This window comes from Marinobacter sp. (assembly GCF_046484525.1).
Taxonomy (GTDB): domain Bacteria; phylum Pseudomonadota; class Gammaproteobacteria; order Pseudomonadales; family Oleiphilaceae; genus Marinobacter.
Genome location: NZ_JAWOIS010000012.1, coordinates 20,193 through 41,793, shown reverse-complemented (window position 1 = coordinate 41,793; position 21,601 = coordinate 20,193). Strand labels below are relative to the sequence as shown.

Annotated in this window: 17 protein-coding genes; 4 read left to right on the top strand and 13 right to left on the bottom strand. The window is 60.6% G+C overall.

The window, feature by feature from the left end; all coding sequences use genetic code 11:
• Positions 1-151 precede the first annotated feature (151 nt).
• Both R6W86_RS02405 and senA read left to right on the top strand, forming a co-directional pair.
• Positions 152-1,948: an SLC13 family permease gene (locus R6W86_RS02405; protein WP_410327801.1), complete on the top strand. Its 1,797-nt coding sequence runs from the start codon at positions 152-154 to the stop codon at positions 1,946-1,948.
• 119 nt (positions 1,949-2,067) lie between these two features.
• Positions 2,068-3,414, top strand: a complete 1,347-nt coding sequence (senA, locus tag R6W86_RS02400; RefSeq protein WP_410327800.1) for a selenoneine synthase SenA — start codon at positions 2,068-2,070, stop codon at positions 3,412-3,414.
• On the opposite strand, the gene R6W86_RS02395 is transcribed toward senA, so the two are convergent.
• The 11 genes from R6W86_RS02395 to R6W86_RS02345 form a co-directional block, all read right to left on the bottom strand.
• Positions 3,384-4,955 carry a cation:proton antiporter gene (locus R6W86_RS02395; RefSeq protein WP_410327799.1) on the bottom strand — a complete coding sequence of 524 codons (1,572 nt, stop codon included), beginning with the start codon at positions 4,953-4,955 and terminating at the stop codon, positions 3,384-3,386. The genes senA and R6W86_RS02395 overlap by 31 nt on opposite strands.
• 30 nt (positions 4,956-4,985) lie before the next feature.
• Positions 4,986-6,272, bottom strand: coding sequence for a phosphoribosylamine--glycine ligase (purD, locus tag R6W86_RS02390; protein WP_410327798.1), 1,287 nt, complete (start codon positions 6,270-6,272; stop codon positions 4,986-4,988).
• A 152-nt stretch (positions 6,273-6,424) separates the two neighbouring features.
• Positions 6,425-8,005 (bottom strand): bifunctional phosphoribosylaminoimidazolecarboxamide formyltransferase/IMP cyclohydrolase, encoded by a 1,581-nt coding sequence (gene purH, locus R6W86_RS02385; RefSeq protein WP_410327797.1) that lies wholly within the window; start codon positions 8,003-8,005, stop codon positions 6,425-6,427.
• Between the two features lie 120 nt (positions 8,006-8,125).
• A complete protein-coding gene (gene fis / locus R6W86_RS02380) occupies positions 8,126-8,443 on the bottom strand; it encodes a DNA-binding transcriptional regulator Fis (RefSeq protein ID WP_410327796.1) in 318 nt (105 codons plus the stop codon).
• Positions 8,440-9,438: a tRNA dihydrouridine synthase DusB gene (gene dusB / locus R6W86_RS02375; RefSeq protein WP_410327795.1), complete on the bottom strand. Its 999-nt coding sequence runs from the start codon at positions 9,436-9,438 to the stop codon at positions 8,440-8,442. The genes fis and dusB overlap by 4 nt, the downstream gene beginning before the upstream one ends.
• A gap of 224 nt (positions 9,439-9,662) precedes the next feature.
• Positions 9,663-10,910 carry a DUF3426 domain-containing protein gene (locus R6W86_RS02370; RefSeq protein ID WP_410327794.1) on the bottom strand — a complete coding sequence of 416 codons (1,248 nt, stop codon included), beginning with the start codon at positions 10,908-10,910 and terminating at the stop codon, positions 9,663-9,665.
• A 62-nt stretch (positions 10,911-10,972) separates the two neighbouring features.
• On the bottom strand, positions 10,973-11,869 hold the full coding sequence (gene prmA / locus R6W86_RS02365; RefSeq protein ID WP_410327793.1) for a 50S ribosomal protein L11 methyltransferase: 897 nt from the start codon (positions 11,867-11,869) through the stop codon (positions 10,973-10,975).
• Between the two features lie 2 nt (positions 11,870-11,871).
• On the bottom strand, positions 11,872-13,218 hold the full coding sequence (accC, locus tag R6W86_RS02360; protein ID WP_410327792.1) for an acetyl-CoA carboxylase biotin carboxylase subunit: 1,347 nt from the start codon (positions 13,216-13,218) through the stop codon (positions 11,872-11,874).
• Between the two features lie 18 nt (positions 13,219-13,236).
• Entirely contained in the window at positions 13,237-13,698 is a 462-nt protein-coding gene (accB, locus tag R6W86_RS02355; protein ID WP_410327791.1) for an acetyl-CoA carboxylase biotin carboxyl carrier protein, read from the bottom strand.
• Positions 13,699-13,725: 27 nt separating this feature from the next.
• The gene (aroQ, locus tag R6W86_RS02350; RefSeq protein ID WP_092003655.1) at positions 13,726-14,166 is read right to left on the bottom strand and encodes a type II 3-dehydroquinate dehydratase; all 441 of its coding nucleotides are present in this window, start codon (positions 14,164-14,166) and stop codon (positions 13,726-13,728) included.
• 271 nt (positions 14,167-14,437) lie between these two features.
• The gene (locus R6W86_RS02345) at positions 14,438-16,054 is read right to left on the bottom strand and encodes a diguanylate cyclase (RefSeq protein ID WP_410327790.1); all 1,617 of its coding nucleotides are present in this window, start codon (positions 16,052-16,054) and stop codon (positions 14,438-14,440) included.
• Positions 16,055-16,248: 194 nt separating this feature from the next.
• Here R6W86_RS02345 and R6W86_RS02340 point away from each other — a divergent pair, with 194 nt between their 5' ends.
• Both R6W86_RS02340 and R6W86_RS02335 read left to right on the top strand, forming a co-directional pair.
• Positions 16,249-18,252: an EAL domain-containing protein gene (locus R6W86_RS02340; protein ID WP_410327789.1), complete on the top strand. Its 2,004-nt coding sequence runs from the start codon at positions 16,249-16,251 to the stop codon at positions 18,250-18,252.
• A gap of 7 nt (positions 18,253-18,259) precedes the next feature.
• Positions 18,260-19,312: a DUF2333 family protein gene (locus R6W86_RS02335; RefSeq protein ID WP_410327788.1), complete on the top strand. Its 1,053-nt coding sequence runs from the start codon at positions 18,260-18,262 to the stop codon at positions 19,310-19,312.
• Between the two features lie 75 nt (positions 19,313-19,387).
• On the opposite strand, the gene ppa is transcribed toward R6W86_RS02335, so the two are convergent.
• Both ppa and R6W86_RS02325 read right to left on the bottom strand, forming a co-directional pair.
• Entirely contained in the window at positions 19,388-19,915 is a 528-nt protein-coding gene (gene ppa, locus R6W86_RS02330; protein ID WP_410327787.1) for an inorganic diphosphatase, read from the bottom strand.
• A gap of 460 nt (positions 19,916-20,375) precedes the next feature.
• Positions 20,376-21,515, bottom strand: a complete 1,140-nt coding sequence (locus R6W86_RS02325) for an acyl-CoA dehydrogenase family protein (protein ID WP_410327786.1) — start codon at positions 21,513-21,515, stop codon at positions 20,376-20,378.
• Positions 21,516-21,601: the final 86 nt, after the last annotated feature.

Genomic DNA, 21,601 nt, shown 5'->3' with positions numbered 1-21,601 from the left:
CCACAAAAACCCCGGGTAGCGAAAGCTGCCCGGGGTTTTTGTTTGTCTTCCCCATCGGCAATGCCCCTTTGTGCGAGGGGAGGTCCTGTCAAACCCCCTGATGTCGGGCTATGGTTGCTGAAAGGACTTTGCATCTGGATGCTGCTTATTCATGTTGTCTGAACAATGGCTGGTTTTTCTGATCCTCGGGATCACACTGGGCCTGTTCATCTGGAACCGGTTACGATTCGACATTGTCGCCATGCTGGCCCTGCTGGCGGTGGCCATAGCCGGCCTGGTGCCCGCCAATGAGCTGTTTGCCGGTTTCGGTCATCCTGCGGTGATTACCGTCGCGGCAGTGCTGGTGATCAGTCAGGGGTTGGTGAATGGTGGAGTGGTGGATGCGGTTGCCCGGTTACTGGCCCGGGTCGGTCGCAATATCATCCTGCAGGTGGTGACGCTGACCCTCGTTGTCGCCCTGTGCTCGGGATTCATCAACAACGTCGGCGCTCTGGCGCTACTGATGCCGGTGGCGGTCTGGATGTCCCGGCAGGCCGGGCGTTCTCCTTCTCTGCTATTGATGCCGCTGGCATTCGGTTCCCTGCTGGGCGGCACCATGACGCTGATCGGTACTCCGCCGAACATCATTATTGCCAGTTACCGGGAAGCCGGCTCCTTTGGCCTGTTCGATTTTGCGCCGGTGGGCCTGGCTATTACTGCTGCGGGTATCCTGTTCATCAGTCTCATTGGCTGGCGGCTGACGCCCAGGCGCGACGACCCTGCCGAGGGCGAGAAACTGTTCAGTGTGGGTGACTATGTGACCGAGCTGCAGGTTCCGCAAGGGTCCGACTATGCCGGCAGCACCTTACACAATCTACTGACCTCCGGAGATTCCGAGAAAAGCCTCGTGGTCTTGGCGCTGATCCGGGGCGACAAGACGTCACCGGCGCCCTCAACCTTTACCGTGCTCAGGGAGCACGATGTGTTGTTAGTGGAGGCGGATACCGAGAGTCTGCAGGAATTTGTCGATCATACCGGTCTGATACTGCCCCATGCCGTCCCTGAGGAAGAGGAAGGTGAGGGCAAGCGGGATCCCGAGATGCAGCTGGCCACCGGCGATGTGCAACTGGTCGAGGCGGTCATCAGCCCTTCGTCCCGGTTGATCGGCCACAGCGCAAACCGTCTGAACCTGCGTGAGCGTTATGGTCTGAATATTGTGGCGGTGGCGCGCCAGGGTCATCGGCTGAAGCAGCGCCTTGCGGATATTCGGCTGCGCTCCGGCGATATCCTTCTGGTCCAGGGTTTTGAAGACAGCCTGAACGGTGCCTTGCAGACCCTGGGATGCCTGCCGCTGGCGGAGCGTGGGCTGACCTTCGGACGGGAAAAGAATCTGATGCTGGCCGGTGGCCTGTTCGCCGTCGCCATCCTTGCCATCATTACCGGGTGGCTGACACCGCCCGTGGCGCTGGTGGCCTGTGCCGTTGCCATGGTACTTGCCCGCCTGATGGATGCCTCGGAAGCCTACCGTGCCATCGACTGGTCGGTGATTGTCCTGTTGGCGGCGATGATTCCCGTGGGTCGAGCCCTCGAAACCACCGGAGGGGCCGAGGTCATCGCCACGCAGATACTGGCGATAGCCCAGGGGCAGGCGCCCTGGATAGTGCTGACCATCATCCTGGTAGGCACCATGTTGCTGTCCAATGTGGTCAACAATGCCGCGGCGGCAATTCTGGTGGCTCCCATTGCGCTGGGCATCGCGGCCCAGCTGGGACTGGCCTCCGATGCCACACTGATGGCGGTGGCAATCGGCGCCTCCTGTGCGTTTCTGACCCCCATCGGCCACCAGTCCAACGCCCTGGTGATGGAGCCCGGAGGTTATCGCTTCGGAGACTACTGGCGCCTTGGACTGCCTCTTTCAGTGATCGTCACCGCAGTTGCGGTTCCAGTGATCCTCCTGGTCTGGTCTTAGGTCATCTGCAAGACATGAGCCTGTCGTATCGATAGTCAGCTGAATGCTGTTGGCTTTTGCCACCGGTAGTTTCATGTCTGTTATCCTTTTCCAAAGCATTTGCCCAGGGATTCGAATCCATGCGACCTGACGATGAAAAAGCCAAACTCCTGGCAGAACTGGAGCAGGCACGTTCCCGGACCGAGCGCCTGATCTGCACCTTGCCGGAAGATAAACTTGATGTGCCGTATCACCCCGGCGTTAATCCTCCGCTCTGGGAGATGGGACACTCCGCGTTTTTCTATGAGGTCTTCGTATTCAATCTGTTGGATGGCACCCGCAGCTACGATCCTTCCATGGACGATCTGTGGGATTCCTTTCACGTCGAACATCGCGACCGCTGGCGGTCCGACCTGTTCCCGGGTCGGCACAAGACCCTCGCCTACTTCCGCACCATCTATGACCGGATTGCGGAACGCATCCAGAGTAAGCCGCTGACTGACGGGGACCTGTACCTTTACCGCTATGCGATCCTCCACCAGAACATGCACATTGAATCGTTGATCTGGTGCCGGCAAACGGTGGCGTATCCGGCGCCACCGGACTATGTCGGCGATCGGCCGGCCCCGTCAGAGCATGTCTCGGGAGACGTCGAGGTGCCGGCCAGTCGCTGGCTTATTGGCATGCCGGGAATCTCGGAGGCGTACGCCAGCGAGGACTTTGCCTTTGATAACGAGAAGCCGCGCTTTGAAGTGAATCTGGATGCCTTTCGGATCAGCCGGACACTGGTCAGCAACCGGGAATTCCGGGCTTTTGTGGACGATGGCGGATACCAACGGCCCGAGCTCTGGTCCTTCGGCGGACGCAAGTGGCTGGGAACAGAGCAGGATTTAAGCCTGATTCACGGTCTGGAAGAACCGCTGATGCGTGCACCCAGGCATCCGCTGTACTGGCGCTGGCATGAAAAGCACTGGCAAGAGCGGCTGTTCGACCAGTGGCAGGCATTGAACCCGGACGCCCCCGTGACCCATGTTACCTATTGGGAGGCCGAGGCCTGGTGCAATTGGGCGGGACGTCGCCTGCCGACGGAATATGAGTGGGAGGTGGCGGCGCTGGCTAACCGGTCGGGGGAGGCCTTTCGCCGCTTTCCCTGGGGCAACGAGGCGCCGACTCTGCAGCATGCTGACATGGACGGCCGTAATCAGGCCAGAAACCCGGTCTGGGACTATCCGGCGGGCGAGAGCCCGTTCGGCTGCCGGCAGATGATCGGTTCGGTCTGGGAGTGGACCAGCAACCAGTTCCTGCCCTATGACGGCTTCAAGGTGGATATGTATCCGTTCATGTCGACTCTGCAGTTCGGCGACCACAAGGTGACCAAGGGTGGCAGCTGCGCTACCTCATCGAATCTGATTCGCGGCACCTACCGGCAGGCTTACCTGCCGCAGCGCAATGATGTCTATACCGGATTCCGGACCTGTGCGCTCTGATTGCCGGACTCATCCATGAGGTGGCTCGCCAGGGCCACCCCGGTCTCGCTCATGGTCAGATAGGCTTCATTGGCTCCCGCCTCCCGGATTTTCTTGGCTTCGTCGGCAAACATGGTGTGCGCCACGATGTAGCCGGTAAATCCGAGTTTGCGTAGCATGCGAGCGGCGATGAGCTTGCCCTCGATATCGCTCATGGCGAGTACAACCGATTGCAGTGCGGGCATGTGCAGGCCTTCCCAGAACGTGGTGTCCTCGGCATCGGCAAACACCACATTACGCCCCTCTTTCTGGTGTTTTTCGGTTTTCGCCGGATCCGAGTCCAGTCCCATAATCTGTGATTCGTGGGGCTGCAACCAATCGTAGGCGGCGGTTCCGGTGCGCCCCATGCCCATCACCAGGACCCGGGTGTCCCCGAGGGAAATCGGCTGCTCGTCCCGGTGTCGTTTACGGCTCTCAAACCGTATGATGCGACGACTGATCTTCTCGAAGATGCCATGGGCGAACCGGTTTGCCGGTGCCGACAGAAGGAAGGACAGGGAGACCGTGATGGCCAGGGGCACCAGCCACTCGGGCAGGGCGACACTGGCAACGATCAGACCGAATTCACTGTAGTTGGTCAGTGACAGGGAGGTGAGGAAACTGCTCCGTGCCCGCAAGCGGAAGGCCAGCAGCAGAAAATAGAACAGAATCCCTTTCAGGGGCAGAACAAGACCCGCCGCTAAAGCGAAGATCAGGGCCTGCTGGTCGGGCAGGCCACCGATCCCGATCTGCAGGAAAAACCCGACAAGAAAGACTTCCTTGACGCTCCAGAGGGACTTCGCCAGCTCCTGGGAGCGTGGATGATTCGCCAGCATGGCGCCGAAAATCAGCGCGCCCAGCTCTGAGCTCATGCCCACGGCCTCAAAGCCCAGCCCCCCGAGAACCAGCGCCAGCAACAGGCCGAGCAGGACCAGCAGTTCATCATGCCCACTTGCATCCAGTAGCCGGAAAAGCAGGGGCCGGAGAAGCGGCAGGCCGAAAATCATCAGCGCCCACTGCGACGGGGTTTTGCCGGCGGCAAGGCTCATGACCACCAGGGCAATCAGGTCCTGCATGATCAGGATGCCGATAGCGACCCGGCCATGAAAGGCCCTGAGCTCCCGTTTACTTTCAAGAACCTTGGCCGCGAGCACAGTACTGGAAAACGACAGGGCAATGGCCAGCATGACTGCCGTCGTCCATTCCAGTTCCAGCAGCCAGTAGAGGGGCGGCGCAAATACCACACAGGTAATGGCGAAATGCAGAAGACTGCCGCCGATCACCTCCGGAGAGACAATCGAGCGCAGCTTCAGCTTGAGGCCGACGGTGAACAACAGCAAAAGCACACCCAGGTGTGCAATGTGCCCCAAGGCATCGGTGGCCTCGATGGTCAGGCCGGTGGCGGAGGATAACCCGGCCAGAACAAAGCCGGCAGTCAGATAACCTACCAGTGGCGGTAACCCGACGGTTTTGACCATCAGGCCCAACACAAAGGCAAAGGAAATCCAGACTGCTTCAGGCATCTTGTGAGCTCTCTTCGGGCCGCCGGGAGATCAGGCCTGCTCGCGGGCAATCGCCCGATAAGCGATGTCCTTGCGGTAGAACACACCATTCCACTGGAGCTTGCCGGCCAGCTCATAGGCCCGCTTCTGGGCCTCGGTGACCGTGTCGCCAAGGGCGGTGGCGCACAGCACGCGGCCACCGCTGGTGACGACCTGGCCGTCAGCAAGTCGGGTGCCGGCGTGGAACACTTTCTCGCCGTCGACTTCCGTCTCCGGCAGGCCGGAAATGACATCACCCTTGTTGTAGCTGCCCGGGTAACCCCCGGCCGCCAGCACGATGCCCACGGAGGCGCGGTCGTCCCACTCGGATTTGCACTGGTCCAGCTTGCCGTCGACAGCTGCCTGGCAAAGCTCCACCAGGTCGGACTTCATGCGCAGCATGATCGGCTGGGTTTCTGGATCACCAAAACGGCAGTTGAATTCGATCACCTTGGGGGCACCGTCGTTATCGATCATCAGGCCGGCGTACAGGAAGCCTTTGTAGGGGTGGCCCTCGGCGGACATGCCTTTCACCGTGGGATAGACCACCTCTTCCATGATGCGCTGGTGCACGTCGGCGGTGACCACCGGTGCCGGGGAATAGGCACCCATGCCACCGGTGTTGGGGCCGGTATCACCATCGCCAACCCGCTTGTGGTCCTGGGAGGTGGCCATGGGCAGCACGTGCTCGCCGTCCACCATCACGATGAAGGAGGCTTCCTCGCCATCCAGGAATTCCTCGATGACGACCCGGCTGCCGGCATCGCCGAAGGCATTCCCAGCCAGCATGTCGCGGATGGCGTCTTCGGCTTCCTCGAGCGTCATGGCGACAATCACGCCCTTGCCGGCGGCCAGTCCATCAGCCTTGACGACAATCGGGGCGCCCTGTCCACGCACGTAGGCGAGGGCTTCGTCGACATCGGTAAAGTTGGCGTAGGCGGCGGTTGGAATCTGCTGGCGCGCCAGGAAGTCCTTGGTAAAGGCCTTGGAGCCTTCCAGCTGGGCGGCACCGGCGCTGGGACCGAAAATGCGCAGGCCGCGCTCTTCGAACTTGTCCACCACGCCGGCCACCAAGGGGGCTTCCGGGCCGACGATGGTCAGGTCGACGTTGTTGTCGGCGGCGAAGTTGGCCAGGCCCTCGAGATCCATGACGTCGATATCGATATTTTCCAGGCCCCGCTCCCGGGCCGTGCCGGCGTTGCCCGGCGCCACGAAGACCTTGTCCGCATCCGGAGACTGGGCAGCCTTCCAGGCCAGGGCATGCTCGCGTCCGCCACTGCCGATTACCAGAATGTTCATGAGCTTGTACCTTGTTAAAGTCGGGGTCAGAAGAAGGCTTTCTTCAGACCCCAATTTCATCCTGTCCCCGGGGTCAGATGAAAGCCTTCATCTGACCCCACTTTCATTCCGTCTCGGGGTCAGAACGGCCGTTCAGACCTCAATTCCAACCATCAGTGCCGGAAATGCCGCATACCGGTAAACACCATGGCAATGCCATGCTCGTTGGCGGCGTCAATCACTTCCTGGTCACGCATGGAGCCGCCGGGCTGTATCACCGCGGTGATGCCGGCAGCCGCCGCAGCGTCGATGCCGTCCCGGAACGGAAAAAACGCGTCCGATGACATTACCGAGCCCTTCACCTCAAGGCCTTCATCCGCCGCCTTGATACCGGCGATTTTGGCACTGTAGACCCGGCTCATCTGGCCGGCACCGATACCAATGGTGCGGCCGGCCTTGGCATAGACAATGGCGTTGGACTTGACATACTTGGCCACTTCCCAGGCGAACAGCAGGTCATTCAGTTCGGCTTCGCTGGGCTGGCGCTCGGTGACCACTTTCACGTCTTCCATGGCGACCATACCCAGGTCGCGGTCCTGCACCAGGAGGCCGCCGGTCACACGCTTGTAGTCCAGGGCCTTGGCCCGCTCGCCATCGAACTCGCCGCAGGCCAGCAGGCGCACGTTCTTCTTCGCGGCAACAATCTCGACCGCTTCCGGTGCCACCGTCGGCGCGATGATCACCTCCACGAACTGGCGGTCGATGATGGCCTTGGCGGTTTCGGCGTCCAGCTCACGGTTGAAGGCAATGATGCCGCCAAATGCCGAAGTGGGGTCGGTGGCAAAGGCCAGATCATAGGCCTGGTGGATGTCGGCGCCGATGGCGACACCACAGGGGTTGGCGTGCTTGACGATCACGCAGGCCGGATCGGCGAAGGGTTTGACGCATTCCAGGGCAGCGTCGGTATCGGCCACGTTGTTGAAGGAAAGTTCCTTGCCCTGCAGCTGCTCGGCGGTTGCCACGCAGGCTTCCTTCGGGTTGCGCTCGGCATAGAAGGCGGCGCGCTGGTGCGGGTTCTCGCCGTAGCGCATGTCCTGAACCTTCACGAACTGGGCGTTGAAGGTGCGGGGGAAGTCGGCGTTGTCGTTGTCCGGGGTGCGGCCACCCAGGTAATTGGCAATCGCGCCATCATAGCTGGCGGTGTGCTCGAAGGCCTTGACGGCCAGGTCGAAGCGGGTGCTCCAGGTGAGTTCGCCGTCGTTGTCATCCAGCTCGTTCAGGACCCGACGGTAATCGGAAGCGTTGACCACGATGGCGACATCGTTGTGGTTCTTGGCCGCGGCGCGAACCATGGTCGGACCACCGATGTCGATGTTCTCAATGGCGGTGGCCAGGTCGCAGTCCGGCTTGGCCACCGTGTCCTCGAATGGGTAGAGGTTCACCACCACCATATCGATCGGGTTGATGCCGTGCTCGGACATGACGGCGTCGTCAGTGCCCCGGCGGCCCAGGATGCCGCCGTGGATTTTCGGGTGCAAGGTCTTGACCCGTCCATCCATCATTTCCGGGAAACCGGTGTAATCGGATACTTCGGTGACCGGGACATTGTTTTCCTGGAGCAGGCGGAAGGTACCGCCAGTTGAGAGCAGTTCGATGCCGCGGTCGGTCAGGGCACGGCCGAAATCGACAATGCCGGTTTTGTCACTCACGCTGATGAGCGCGCGACGGACGGGGGTGTTAGCCTGGTTTGCCATGGGTCACTTTCTTCGCTGGTCAGATAAGCCGGATGACGTTGCGAGATTGCAACGACCTCGTTGGAACGAACAAGGGCCTCGCGAACGTGATCCGGGAGGCCCTTTCGGGGTCAGGTCAGATTATAGCAGACCGTACTGCTTGAGCTTCTTCCGCAGAGTGCCGCGATTCAGCCCCAGCATGGTGGATGCCTTGGTCTGGTTGTTGCGGGTGTATTTCATCACCTGCTCCAGCAGCGGGGCTTCCACTTCCGACAGTACCAGCTGGTAGACGTCGGTGACGGGTGTGCCATCCAGTTGTGCAAAGTAGTTCTTCACGGCAACTTCGACGCTGTCACGCAGGGTGACGCGGTTGCCGCTGCTGTTCACCGTCTGCAACTGATGAAGGTCATCGTTGGCCGGGGTGCTCAGGTTGTCGTTTGCCAAAGTCTCAGCGGTCATGCTGCGAATACCTCTCCATTTCGTAAGCCTGCAAAGTACTGTTCGATACTGTCTTTCTGCTCCAACGCGTCTTCGATGGCGTTGAAGCGCTTGCGGAACTGTCTGCTCTGGTCGTGGGACTGTAGGTACCAGCCCACGTGTTTTCTGGCGATACGCACGCCCATCTTTTCGCCATAAAAGCTGTGCAGCTCGGCCAGGTGCCCGGTGAGGATCTGTTCCACCTCGTCCAGGGTCGGCTCGGACAGGTGCTTTCCGGTCTCCAGGTAATGGAGTATCTCCCGGAAAATCCAGGGCCTGCCCTGGGCGCCCCTGCCAATCAGCAGGCCATCGGCGCCGGTGTGGCTGAGCACCTGCATTGCCTTTTCCGGTGAAGTGATGTCGCCGTTGGCGAACACCGGGATCTGCACCTGCGATTTGACTTCGGCAATGGTGTCGTATTCCGCGTCCCCGTTGTATTTGTCCGCGCGGGTACGACCATGGATGGCCAGGGCCTGAATGCCGGCATTCTGCGCCATCCGGGCAATGACCGGCGCGTTGCGGTTGCCCGAATCCCATCCTGTGCGCATTTTCAGCGTCACCGGAACGTCTACCGCCTTGACGACGGCCTCCAGGATCTCGCGGACCAGTGCCTCATCCTTCATCAGTGCGGAGCCGGCGGGCTTGTTGCACACCTTCTTGGCCGGACAGCCCATGTTGATGTCGATGATCTGGGCGCCGAAACCGGCGTTCTGTCGCGCGGCATCGGCCAGCATCTGCGGATCACCGCCGGCGATCTGGACCGAGCGTGGCTCCGGCTCGCCTTCATGATTCAGCCGCGTCCTGGACTTGCGCGTATGCCAGAGTTTGCTGTCCGCTATGACCATTTCCGATACCGCAAGGCCCGCACCCATCCGTCGGCAGAGTTGCCGGAAGGGGCGGTCGGTCACACCCGCCATGGGTGCAACGATGAGCGGATTGGGCAAAGTGTACGGCCCGATTTTTGCCGTTGGCAGCATGATCTGAGTCCGTGTCACAGCGGATTGAGCAAGGATCGGAACGGAGCGATTGATCAATTAGTGATCGGCCCGATTCCGAAGGGCGCTAATGATACCGTCGGGGGCCCTTCGATTGAAGGGGCTTGACAGTGAAAAAAGCTGATTATTTTTCGTTCTTTCTGGTTGACTTTTGTTCGTTCTGGTGGCTGCGCAGCCATTCGCCAAGTAAATACTTGCTTACGCAATCAGGGCGCGTAGGGACGGAAGTTCAGGTTGTAATTGACCGCATCCCGACCCGGATCACGGATGCTGATGGCGATGCGCACCGGCGTATCCGTTGGCATGCTGTCCAGTTCCCGGCTGTCACCAGCGAGATATTCGTCAGGGGTGAACACGCTCTGGGCAACCACGTCGCCATTGAGGTTGGAGAAGGTCAGTGCAATAGCCGGAAATGGTTGCCCGAAATCCGCCCGGTTGATGATCACGGCATCCACCAGCAGCTGACCCCGGTTCTCGGGATCGGTGCGAACTACCAGCTTGCGGCTCTGGATGACGTCAACATTGACCAGGGGCTTGAGTTCACAGCCCGCCAGTTCACAGCCTTTCTCGTAAAATGGTCGCAGCTCGGGAATGGCCGACAGGCGATCGAACTGGAACCATGTCACCTGCGCCACCAGAACACCGAGCAGGGCAATCACAACCAGGCTCCAGAGGATGGTCCGGGCCTTGCCGCCGCGCCCCTTGTTGACCGAGACGGGTTCACGCCGGAGATCGCTGAATGGAGCCGTCGCGCGCATGGATTCTGGGGCGGGGGCCTCTGTGCGTTCGGGATGGAAGCCGGACTCTACCGGCTCCTCGCCGGAGGTGTCGGTGGCGCTGAAGGTCGGCTCCGGCGCGGGTCGGGAGGCGCTCCGGCGTGGTTCACGGGCCGGTTCCGGTTCAGATTCAGGTTTTGCGGGCCTTGGTTCGAACTTTTCAGGCTCAGGCTCGCGGGCAGAGAATGTCGGGGCTGCTTCATCCCGGTAAGGTTGTGACGGGGCCGGCTGTTCGGGCTCACTGGGCTGCCGAGGCTGTTCGTCCTCTTCCAGAATCGCGTCGGCCCAGCTTTCGTCCACTTCCTCCGGCTCGGAGTCCGTATTGGCATCCCGGAAGCCCGGCTTCTCGTTCTGGTTGATGGAAAGGAAGCTGTCGCTGAGTTCGTCATCCGAGAATGACAGTTTTGAGCCGGCGTAACGGCCCTCCTCGGCATCCTCATCGGGGTTGTCGGCAAACACGAAGTCTTCTTCGGTAGTCAGGTCGGAGGGCTCGGCTTCTCCGCCTGAAGGCGCCGGAGGCTGAGGAGAGGAGGGCATGACCCGGTGTTCAATGGCGTTGAAAACCTCCATGCAGTTGCCGCAGCGGACTTTGCCCTTGGCGACGCCAAGCTGTTCATCGGAAACGCGGAAACGGGTATGGCACTTCGGGCACTGTGTCTGCAGGCTGCTCTGGGTCATGCTTCGTTCCTGAAAGCGGCTGTACTACGAGTGTCGGAGTTTAGTCGCTATCGTCCGGTTCGTCATCTGTCCTTGCGCTGTCCTGTGAGGCGTATCCATTCTTCGCGCTGTTCGGGCTCGTCCATGATAAACCAGGGTTCATAGGCCTCCATGACTTCCCGGGCCTGGTTGGACAGGATGCCCGAAAGCACCAGATCGCCGCCGGGCCGGGTCAGGGCTGCCAGGTGGGACGCGAGGCCGATCAGAGGTTGGGCCAGGATGTTGGCCAGCATCACGTCACAGCGGGTGTCCGGCTCGTCTTCCGGCAGGTACAGGTCCAGTCTGGATTCCTCGACGCCGTTGCGCCGGGCATTCGCACGGCTGGCCTCCAGTGCCTGGGGATCGGTATCGACACCAATGACGTGATCGGCACCCAGCAGCAGCGCCGCCAGGCCCAGGATGCCGGAGCCGCAACCATAATCGATGACCTGCTTGCCTTGCACGTCCTGGCCGTCCAGCCATTCCAGGCAGAGCGCCGTGGTTGGGTGCGTGCCGGTGCCGAAGGCAAGGCCCGGGTCGAGCATCAGGTTGGCCGCTTCCGGGTCTGGCGCATCATGCCAGCTGGGCACAATCCAGAGCCGCTCGCCGAATTTCAGGGGCTGGAAATCATCCATCCAGGCCCGCTCCCAGTCCTTGTCTTCCACCAGGGTGACCTCGATCTCCGGCAAGGACTGCTGGGTCTGCTGGTGCCAGCCGTCGCGGATGTCCGCGCACAGCTGGTCAATGTCTCGATCGGACTGGAACAGTCCGGTCACCGTGGTCTGGCTCCACAGGGGGGTGGTGCCGGGGTCCGGCTCGTAAAGGGGCTGGTCGGCGGCGTCTTCCATGGAGACGGCGTCAGCGCCCATCTCCATGAGCAGATCCTCCAGCTGATCCGCATTGTCCGGATCAGCCGGGATCTGGAGTTGTATCCAGGGCATGGTTATTCCCGCATCAGTTTTTCCAGGTAGTGGATAGTGAAGTCTACCTGTTTGAAGCCGCCATCGCGTACCAGTCTCCGATGCAGGAGTTGGTTGGTCTTGATGCCCTCGACCACCATCTCGTCCAGCGCGTTCTTCATGCGCCGGCGAGCGATCTCGCGATCGTCGCCCCAGGTAATGAGCTTGGCCACGAGCGAATCGTAGTACGGCGGGACCGTGTAGCCGCTGTACAGGTGGGAGTCAACACGAATGCCGTTTCCGCCAGGCGCGTGATAATGCTTGACCTTGCCCGGGCTGGGCACAAAGGTCTTGGGGTCCTCGGCGTTGATCCGGCATTCAATGGCATGGCCCTGGATGTGGATTTCATCCTGGCTGTACTGCAGTGGCAGTCCGCTGGCAATGCGCAGCTGCTCGCGCACGATGTCCACGCCGGTAACCATCTCGGAAACCGGGTGTTCCACCTGGACCCGGGTGTTCATCTCGATGAAGTAGAACTCGCCGTCCTGGTACAGGAACTCGAAGGTGCCGGCGCCCACGTAGCCGATTTCCTTGCAGGCATCGACACAGGCCTTCAGGGTTTTTTCCCGGGATTCCGGATTGACGTTCGGTGCCGGCGCTTCCTCGATCACCTTCTGGTTGCGGCGCTGCATGGAGCAGTCGCGGTCGCCCAGGTGGATGACGTTGCCGTGCATGTCCGCCAGCACCTGTACTTCCACGTGGCGCGGTGTTTCCAGGAATTTTTCCAGGTACACGGTGGGGTCGCCGAAGGCGTTGCGGGCCTCGCTTTGGGTAATCTGGATTGCCTTGAGCAGGGCTGCTTCGGAGTGGACCACCTGCATGCCCCGGCCACCACCGCCGGAGGCGGCCTTGATCATTACCGGGTAGCCGATCTCCCGGGCAATCTGCAGGGTGCGCTCGTCGTCCTCGGTGAGCGGGCCGTCGGATCCGGGCACGGTCGGTACGCCAGCCTTTTTCATGGCTTCGATGGCGGAGACCTTGTTGCCCATCAGACGGATGGTTTCGGCCTTCGGGCCGATGAACCGGAAGCCGCTCTTTTCGACCTGCTCGGCGAAGTCGGCGTTCTCTGCCAGGAAGCCGTAACCAGGATGGATGCCCACTGAATCGGTTACCTCCGCCGCGCTGATGATGGCGGGGATGTTCAGGTAGCTTTCGGTTGCGCTGTTCGGGCCGATGCACACGGATTCGTCGGCAAGACGCACGTGCATCAGTTCCCGGTCCACCTGCGAGTGTACGGCAACGGTGTTGATGCCCAGCTCCTTGCAGGCACGCAGGATGCGCAGCGCGATTTCACCGCGGTTTGCGATCAGAACTTTTTCTAACATGGCCATGAGTAACAATCACCCAGTTCAGGAAATGACGACCAGGGGCTGGTCAAACTCCACCGGCTGGCCATTCTCGACCAGGATTTCAGTTACAGTTCCGGTCTTGTCAGCCTCGATCTGGTTCATCATCTTCATCGCCTCGACGATGCAGATCACGTCACCGACGTTGACCGTCTGGCCAACTTCCACGAACGACTGGGCGGTGGGCGACGGTGCCCGGTAGAAGGTGCCGACCATCGGGGAGTTCACGGTATGGCCGGACGGGCCTGCCGGGGCGGCGGGTTCTTCCGCAGCGGGAGCCGGCGCAGGCGCGGGAGCTGCGGCCTGGGGTGCCGGTGCCGGCAAATGGCTCACGTACTGGGTGCCGGCGGCCTGCTCGCGACGGCGGGAGATGCGGACAGAATCGTCGCCTTCCTGGATCTCCAGTTCCTCGACATCGGATTCCTCCAGGAGTTCAATGAGTTTCTTGATCTTGCGAATATCCATAATTAATCCAGTCCCGTTGTGTCTGATCTATCGGTGAATTCGTTGCAGGGCCGCCTGCAGGGCGAGGTCGTACCCCTGGCTGCCCAACCCGCAGATAACGCCAATGGCGATATCGGAAAAATAGGAGTGATGGCGGAACGGTTCCCGCGCATGCACGTTGGAAAGATGCACTTCGATGAAGGGGATCCCGGAAGCCAGCACAGCATCCCGGAGAGCGATGCTGGTATGGGTGAAAGCGGCAGGATTGATGATGAGGAAATCCACGCCTTCGGCCCGTGCTTCATGGACCCGCTCGATCAATTCGTACTCGGCATTGGACTGAAGGTGGAGCAAATGATGGCCCTTTTCGGCCGCTTTCGCCTTCAGTCGGTCATCGATGTCCTTCAGAGTCTCGTAACCGTACACCTCGGGCTCACGGGTGCCGAGCATGTTGAGGTTGGGGCCATGGAGCACAAGAATGGTGGACATGATTACGCCTGCCTTGCAGTCTTTTTAACAGGATCGCCGAAAATCACGGCATTTCCCCACAATGGTGCGTGCTTGTTTTCCTTAGATCAACACTTTTTGACAATCTTCCGTGTTGGCCATTGGTCGTAAAAAGACTGCACTGGCAATCGAAACGGGATCTTTCCGCTGATGACAATCATTGTCGGCAAGGTCAGGGCCGACTTCCATACGACGTTGGTTTCATAGCAGAAGGTAGGGGCAGCGGGCCGGTCCGGCCCGCTGAGGGGACGGGTCAGGGGGTGTCTGCGCTCACGCAGTTACGACCAGCCTTCTTGGAGACATACAGCGCCTGATCGGCCCGGTCGCACAGTTCCTGGGCGGTTTGCCCCGGTTGCAGGGTGGCGACGCCGCAGCTGAAGGTCACATTGAACTCCCGGTCGCCCGCGCGCTGGCGGAGTTCCGAGAATCGCTCCCGGACCTCGTTCAGTACATTGCGGGCGTCACTGGGCCGGGTGTCCGGCATGATGATGGCAAACTCCTCGCCGCCGTATCGGCCGACATGGTCGGTCTTGCGCAGCCGCTGTTTCAGGAACATGGACAGGCTGCGCAGAACCCGGTCTCCGATCGGGTGCCCGAAGGTATCATTCACCTTCTTGAAGTAGTCGATGTCAATCATGGCGAAGGCCAGGGGCTGGTCCTTCTGGCGCGCCTTGGCGATTTCCTGGTCCAGTAGATGCAGGGTGTGGGTGTGGTTGTACAGGCCGGTCAGACTGTCACGGATCATCAGCGCCAGCAGGGAGCGGGCACGCCGGCCCCGGTTGTGGATGGTGGCGACCAGATGCTTTGGATCAATGGGCTTGGTCAGGAAGTCGTCTCCCCCCAGGCTCATGGCATGGAGCTGTTTGCTGACGTCTTCCTCCGCCGAGAGGTAGATGATGGGCACGCTGTGGAAGCGGTCCTGCTGGCGGATGACCCGGGCGATCTCCATGCCGGTGCAGCCGGGCATGTACATGTCCAGAATGATGATTTCCGGAGAGAACTCATCCAGGGCATGAATGATCTGCATCGGATCGGTGATGATATGAGCCGTCATGCCGGCCCGCTTCAGCACCGTTTCCATGTACTTGGCCTGGGCCCGGGAGTCGTCCAGCACCAGCACGCGATAGGGCTCAACGGTATTGCCGTGGGTGTAGGTCTCGATTTTCTCGATCAGCTGGCCGGGGTCGACCGCCGGGTAGAAGAACTCCTCGCCCCCGCACCGTGAGGCCCTGAGGCGAGTTTCGATGGAACCATCTTCGTCACTCACGAAAATGACCGGAATCGGTGTTTCGTGATGTTCCTGAAGATGCTCGATGATACCGATACCGGCATTCGCGCCGCCAACGAAATTCACATCCATCAGGATGGTTTCCGGTTTGCTCAGGGCGCAGGCTTCCATCAGGGCATCCGCAGTGGAAAAGGCCGAGGCCCGGAAGCCGAAAAACTCCAGCTGTCGGATCAGTCGTGCGGCCATTTCCTCATTTTCCAGCGCGACGTAGATCGGAGTCCGTCGGTATTGCCGGGGGGCGTCGGTCTTGTCCTGGTCGGTGCGGCGCAAGGTGCTCTGACACAGGTGTTCCATGGCATCCTGAAGCTGCGGCCACAGCGCCTCGTCCGGAGAGCTGTCTGCGGGCCAGCGGGTCATGAGGTCGAGCGCTTTCTGACCGGCTTCCGCGTGGCCGTCCATCTCGAAACGCTGGGCGTAGCGCACCAGTTTGTCGGTGGCGCTGACCAGTTCGGCGCGATGGGAGGCCGCCAGGCTGTGGTCGGAATGGATCTTCTGCCAGGTGTCCAGGACAACCCGTGCCTGGGTGGTTACGCGTCGGGCAAAGTGCTGTCTGAGTTTTTCTTTCTGGCTTTGGTCGTTCATGTTACTCCGGCTCGTCCCTACACATTATGTCCGCCCCGCCCGGTGGGGACGATTTTTTTAACCTTGGTGCTGTTACAGAGTCTATAGTGTTTAAAGTGGTCGGCGCAGGTGGCGCAATGTAAATGTTTGTCAACTCTGGGGTGCAGGTCACAGTTGCTGCGTCGACTGTTGCAGCCCCTCCGGAGCAATTCCTTATGGCATGGAAGCAGAGTCCGCAGTCTGCGCGGAACCAGGTGGGGATGATTACCCTCCGTACCCTGCTGCTGCTTTTTACCGGTAGCCTGCTGGTGTTTGTGCTCGTGGCTGGCTTCGTGACCAGTTTCAGCCATTTTCGGGGCTATGTGTCTGAACAGCTGACGGGCCATGCCCGGGATGGCGCCACCGCCGTCGGGCTGTCCCTTTCCAATGCCATCGACGGGAGTGATCCGGTGGCTTCGGCGTCCCTCATTGACGCAGTGTTCGACAGCGGCCGGTACCTCAGGGTCATCTACCTGGATAACAAGGGTGAAATCATAGCCGGACGCAGGAAATCCCTGGACCAGATCGGTGTGCCTGCCTGGTTCCGTTCGGTGGTGGATCTGCCGCTTCCGGTTGCCGAAGCACAAGTGGTGCGGGGCTGGCGCAGGCTCGGGACGGTCCAGGTGGTCAGTGACCCGGCCCGCGCTTACCGGGATCTCTGGCGCATTACCAACGGGCTTGTGGTTGCCATTATGGTGATCGGAATCCTGGGGCTGTTTGTCCTCTTTATGCTCCTGACACGTACCCTGCGCCCGCTGGCAGCTCTGGAAGAGCAGGCGAAGGCGCTTGGCAATCGGGATTTCCGGCGCCATGTCACCATCCGCTCGACCCGAGAGCTGAACCAAGTCACCGAGGCGATGAACCAGATGTCCGACGACCTCGGGCACCTATTTGAGGGTCAGGCCCGACTGATCCAGCATCTGCGCCGACTGAACAATGAGGATCCTGTCACCGGGCTGGCCAGTCGCAGTGCCTTTGATCAGCGCCTCAAGGTCGAAGTCGAATCGGAGGAAAAGTCGGCACCGGGAATTCTGATCCTGATCCATTTGTGGGAAATTGCCGGGTTTAATCAGGCCTTTGGCCGGGCCGAAGGGGATCGCCTTCTGGTGCGCATTGCCGGCGAGCTGGACCGTTTCATGGCCCGGCATGCGGGCAGTTTTGCCGGCCGCCGTACAGGGGCTGATTTCGCTATCTATCTGCCGGGCGCCATGCCCGCCGATGCCAGCGTCTGGTGTCGGGACCTTGTCGAAGAACTTGACAGTATCTATGCCGACCTTGCCTCATCCATGAGAGTGGCGGTGCATGCCGGGCTTGCCAGGGTTCGGGTGGGCAGAAGCGCCCGCGAGTTGATGTCTGCTGCCGACGAAGCCCTCAGAAAGGCCCAGGCGCTGGGAGACAGTGGTTACCAGTTGGCCAATGGTGAGCAGGAACATCACCACAACCTGGAAACCTGGCGGGTGATCCTGACCGAGGCGATACGCAAACAGCGGTTCTCGCTGTGGCTGCAACCGATGATCAGTGAACACACTCGGTCGCCGCTGTATCACCAGGTGTTTTCCAGGCTGGAGACGCCGGAAGGTGAGCTCAAGGCCAGCGTCTTTGTGCCCATGGCAGAGCGGTTCGGGCTGGTTGAGCAGATCGACCGGCTGCTGATGCAAAGAGTGCTGGAAAGGCTGGCCGCCAAGCCCGGCGAGGAGCTGGCGGTATCCCTGGCAGGGGCATCGGTGGCCAGCGAGGCGTTCCGCGAGGATTTGCTGGCCTGGCTGGAGCAGGCCGGTGACAGCGCCCGGCAGCTGTGGATCGGGATCTCCGAGCAGACCATCCATCATCACCGTACCGCGGCGGGTCTGCTGGTGCGGGCCCTGGGGCGGATCAATGTGCCGGTGCTGGTGGACCGGTTCGGGGTGGGAGGCGTACCCTTCAGCTATCTCAGGAATCTGAGATTTCAGGCGCTGCGTATCGATAACAGCTTTATCCACGATCTTGACAGTCACGAGGAAAACCGTTTCTACCTGGAATCGGTGATCGCCATAGCGCACCGTCGCGGTGTCCGGGTCTTTGCCACCGGCGTGGAAACGGCTGCGGAGTACTCGGAACTCTGCAAGCTGGGTATCGATGGCGCCATGGGGTACCATTTGGGTCGACCATTCGCTGCTGACCAACAACCGCAAGGGGATTAGGAGTCTTATGCCAGGCAAATTCAGACAGTTCTTCAGGGATCGGAAAGAGGACGTTCAGGATTACGCCGGGGGCAGCGGCGTAATCGGCCGGTTCATCATCGCGGCCCTGGTGATCTACCTGCTGGCGGCCATCATCGTCGGTATCTACTGGAGCGGCGAGCCTGACACCTTTTCCGTGCGCGAGAATACCCGGACGGTGGCCAACACCATGGAGCGGGAACCGGTCACCGGTTTTGCTACCACAACCACCATGATCCGGATTGCCGAAACTCTGTTGGACAAACCCGGTGGCTACATCTCCAACGACATTTTCCCGCCGGGATTATGGCTGGACAACATCGCCAACTGGGAATTTGGCGTGCTGGTCCAGCTTCGCGACCTGTCCCGGGCCATGCGCCGGGACATTGCCCGTTCCCAGAGCCAGTCCTCTGAGGATCCTGATCTGGTTATCGCCGAGCCCCAGTTCCACTTTGACAGCCAGAGCTGGGCCATCCCGTCTACCGAATCCGAGTACCGTCGCGGGATTACGGCCCTCAAACGGTATCTGAACCGCCTGTCTGCCCCGGAGCAGGCCGACGCCCAGTTCTTTGCCCGGGCCGACAACCTCAACAGCTGGCTGGCGGATCTGGAGACCCGGCTGGGTAGCCTGTCCCGGAACCTTGGGGAGAGCGTCGGCAAGGCGTCCGTTTCAGACGCGGTAGCTAACGTGGATAGCGACAACCCGCTGGCTGAAGAAACCGGGGGTAGCGAAGTGCAGACACCCTGGACCGAAATCGATGATGTGTTCTACGAGGCCCGCGGCAGTGCCTGGGCGTTGTTGCACATCTTCCGCGCCATTGAGGTGGATTTCCGCAAGGTGTTGCAGGACAAGAATGCCATGGCCAGCGTGAAGCAGATCATCATCGAGCTTGAGGGTACCCAGGGCCAGATGTGGAGCCCGGTAATCCTGAACGGCAGCGGCTTCGGCGTGCTGGCCAACCACTCCCTGACCATGGCCGCCTACCTGTCCCGCGCCAATGCGGCAATCAGCGATATGCGGGATCTGTTGTCACGGGGCTGAGGCAGTCCCGGTTCCGAGCACAAAAAAAACCGGGTTTGAGGACCCGGTTTTTTTGCATCTGAAGCGTCTTGTCCATCAGCCCTTGTAGGCGTTGATGGCATCTTTGATGGCTTTCTTGGCGGCTGCGGCGTTGTCCCAGCCCTGTACTTTGACCCACTTGCCCGGCTCGAGAGTCTTGTAGTTCTCGAAGAAGTGCCGGATCTGATCGCGGAGCAGCTCGGGCAGGTCTTCGATCTCCTTCACATTGTGATAGGAGGTGGTCAGCTTGTCGTGGGGCACGGCAACCAGCTTGGCATCACCACCGGCTTCGTCTTCCATGTTCAGAACGCCAACGGGGCGGGCGCGGATAACGGATCCAGCTTGTACCGGGTACGGGGTGACGACGAGTACGTCCAGGGGGTCGCCGTCGTCGGCCAGGGTATGGGGGATGAAGCCGTAGTTGGCCGGGTAGAACATCGGGGTGGCCATGAAACGGTCTACCAGCAGGGCGCCCATGTCTTTGTCCAGTTCGTACTTGACCGGGGAGCTGTTGGCCGGAATCTCGATGGCAACGTAGATGTCTTCAGGCGGGTTTTTGCCTGCGGGGATGTTGTCGAATTGCATGTGCGATCCTTCCTGATACGTTGAGGTGCGTTTAACTGCGGCTAAAAAGTGAGCGCAATTATACGGGAGTCTCTTGCAGTTCGAAACTAAACCTTGGTCGTTGGCTCTTGAGTTGGCTTAACTCTGACTTGGGTGCGAGCGGATCTCTGGTGGGAGCTTCCAAAAAGCGCCCGTGAATACGTCCCTGTAGGGTTCGGTCGCGCCATCCTTGGCGCTCCACGTTTTCGGAAGGTCTTGCCAGCTAGCCGCCCGAACATTCGCGGTATGCCGATGAAGCTATTCTGAAAAAGCTTTGTTATGAACGTGGCCGGAGGTTAGCACCTGTGCTGAGGGGGCCGTGTCAGTGGCTGTTCCAAAACTGTTGAGGGCCAGGGACGGCCCGAAACAAGCGCACATGGACGTGCTCGTAGCGTGTTTTGGAACAGCCACTGACACGGCCCCTTCCCCCTAAGTCAGAAGGCTACAATTTGATCTGCTTGGCGATGAGCTCTTTCATGATCTCCGTCGTGCCGCCGCCTATGGACAGGATCTTGGCGTCACGGTAGAGGCGCTCCACCACTGACTCCCGCATGTAACCCATGCCACCGAACAGCTGCACCGCCTCCCGGGTGACTTTCTCGCAGACGTCCACCGAGAAATTCTTGGCCATGGCTACCTGCTTGATCGGGTTCTTGCCGGCCTGCATCAGGGCCGCGCAGCGGTAGGTGTATTCGCGGGCCACGTCGATCTGGGTGGCCATATCCACCAACTTGTGGCGCGTCACCTGGAAACCGGCGATGCTCCGGCCGAAGGCCTGGCGTTGTTTGGTGTAGTCCAAGGCGGCCTCGTAGGCGAGTTGGGCGGTCATGTAGGCCATGATGGACAGCATCAATCGTTCAGCCAGGAAGTTGCTCATGATGGCGGTGAAGCCCGCGTTCTCGGCGCCGATCAGACGGTCAGCGGGTACCCGGCAGTCCTGGAAGAAGAGTTCAGCTGTGTCGCTGGCCCACCAGCCCATCTTGCGAAGCTTCTTGCCTGTGGAGAAGCCCGGCATATCCCGGTCGATGAGTAAGAGGCTGATCCCCCCGTGGCCGTCGCCGCCGGTACGTACCGCGACGGTGTAGTGGTCGGCACGCATGCCGCTGGTGATGAAGGTCTTGCTCCCGTTGACGATGTAGTGGTCGCCCTCCCGGACTGCCCGGGTTTTCAGGTTGGCCACGTCGGAGCCGCCGCCGGGTTCGGTGATGGCCAGGGCGGAAATTTTCTCGCCGCGCAGAACCGGTGGCACGATCTGTTCGCGGATCTCCTTTTTGGCCCATTTCGCCACCGGCGGCAGGCCGATGTCCAGGGAGCCCAGGCCCGCGACCAGGCCGCCGGAGGTGGAGCGCATCAGTTCCTCGGAGACCGCCACTTTCAGGAAAATGTCCCCTTCGCCGGTTCCGCCCAGGGCTTCCGGAAAACCGATGCCGAGCAAACCGGCGTCGCCCGCCTTTTTATACAACTCCCGGGGAAATTCGCCCGCATTTTCCCAGTCATCGATGTGTGGCAGGACGTGGGTTTCGATAAATTTCCGGGCACTGAGGCGTGCCTGTTCGTGGATGTCGTTGAAGTATTCGGGCACGGTCGGGGCTCCCTGTGGACAATCGTGAATGGGAGCAGTGTCACCCAAAATCAGTTACCAAGCAAGCGCTTGGTTTGTGGTTTGAT

Coding starts and splice junctions, on each gene's coding strand:
- R6W86_RS02405 (WP_410327801.1), top strand. CDS start 152: ATGTTGTCTGAACAATGGCTGGTTTTTCTGATCCTCGGGATCACACTG.
- senA (WP_410327800.1), top strand. CDS start 2,068: ATGCGACCTGACGATGAAAAAGCCAAACTCCTGGCAGAACTGGAGCAG.
- R6W86_RS02395 (WP_410327799.1), bottom strand. CDS start 4,955: ATGCCTGAAGCAGTCTGGATTTCCTTTGCCTTTGTGTTGGGCCTGATG.
- purD (WP_410327798.1), bottom strand. CDS start 6,272: ATGAACATTCTGGTAATCGGCAGTGGCGGACGCGAGCATGCCCTGGCC.
- purH (WP_410327797.1), bottom strand. CDS start 8,005: ATGGCAAACCAGGCTAACACCCCCGTCCGTCGCGCGCTCATCAGCGTG.
- fis (WP_410327796.1), bottom strand. CDS start 8,443: ATGACCGCTGAGACTTTGGCAAACGACAACCTGAGCACCCCGGCCAAC.
- dusB (WP_410327795.1), bottom strand. CDS start 9,438: ATGCTGCCAACGGCAAAAATCGGGCCGTACACTTTGCCCAATCCGCTC.
- R6W86_RS02370 (WP_410327794.1), bottom strand. CDS start 10,910: ATGACCCAGAGCAGCCTGCAGACACAGTGCCCGAAGTGCCATACCCGT.
- prmA (WP_410327793.1), bottom strand. CDS start 11,869: ATGCCCTGGATACAACTCCAGATCCCGGCTGATCCGGACAATGCGGAT.
- accC (WP_410327792.1), bottom strand. CDS start 13,218: ATGGCCATGTTAGAAAAAGTTCTGATCGCAAACCGCGGTGAAATCGCG.
- accB (WP_410327791.1), bottom strand. CDS start 13,698: ATGGATATTCGCAAGATCAAGAAACTCATTGAACTCCTGGAGGAATCC.
- aroQ (WP_092003655.1), bottom strand. CDS start 14,166: ATGTCCACCATTCTTGTGCTCCATGGCCCCAACCTCAACATGCTCGGC.
- R6W86_RS02345 (WP_410327790.1), bottom strand. CDS start 16,054: ATGAACGACCAAAGCCAGAAAGAAAAACTCAGACAGCACTTTGCCCGA.
- R6W86_RS02340 (WP_410327789.1), top strand. CDS start 16,249: ATGGCATGGAAGCAGAGTCCGCAGTCTGCGCGGAACCAGGTGGGGATG.
- R6W86_RS02335 (WP_410327788.1), top strand. CDS start 18,260: ATGCCAGGCAAATTCAGACAGTTCTTCAGGGATCGGAAAGAGGACGTT.
- ppa (WP_410327787.1), bottom strand. CDS start 19,915: ATGCAATTCGACAACATCCCCGCAGGCAAAAACCCGCCTGAAGACATC.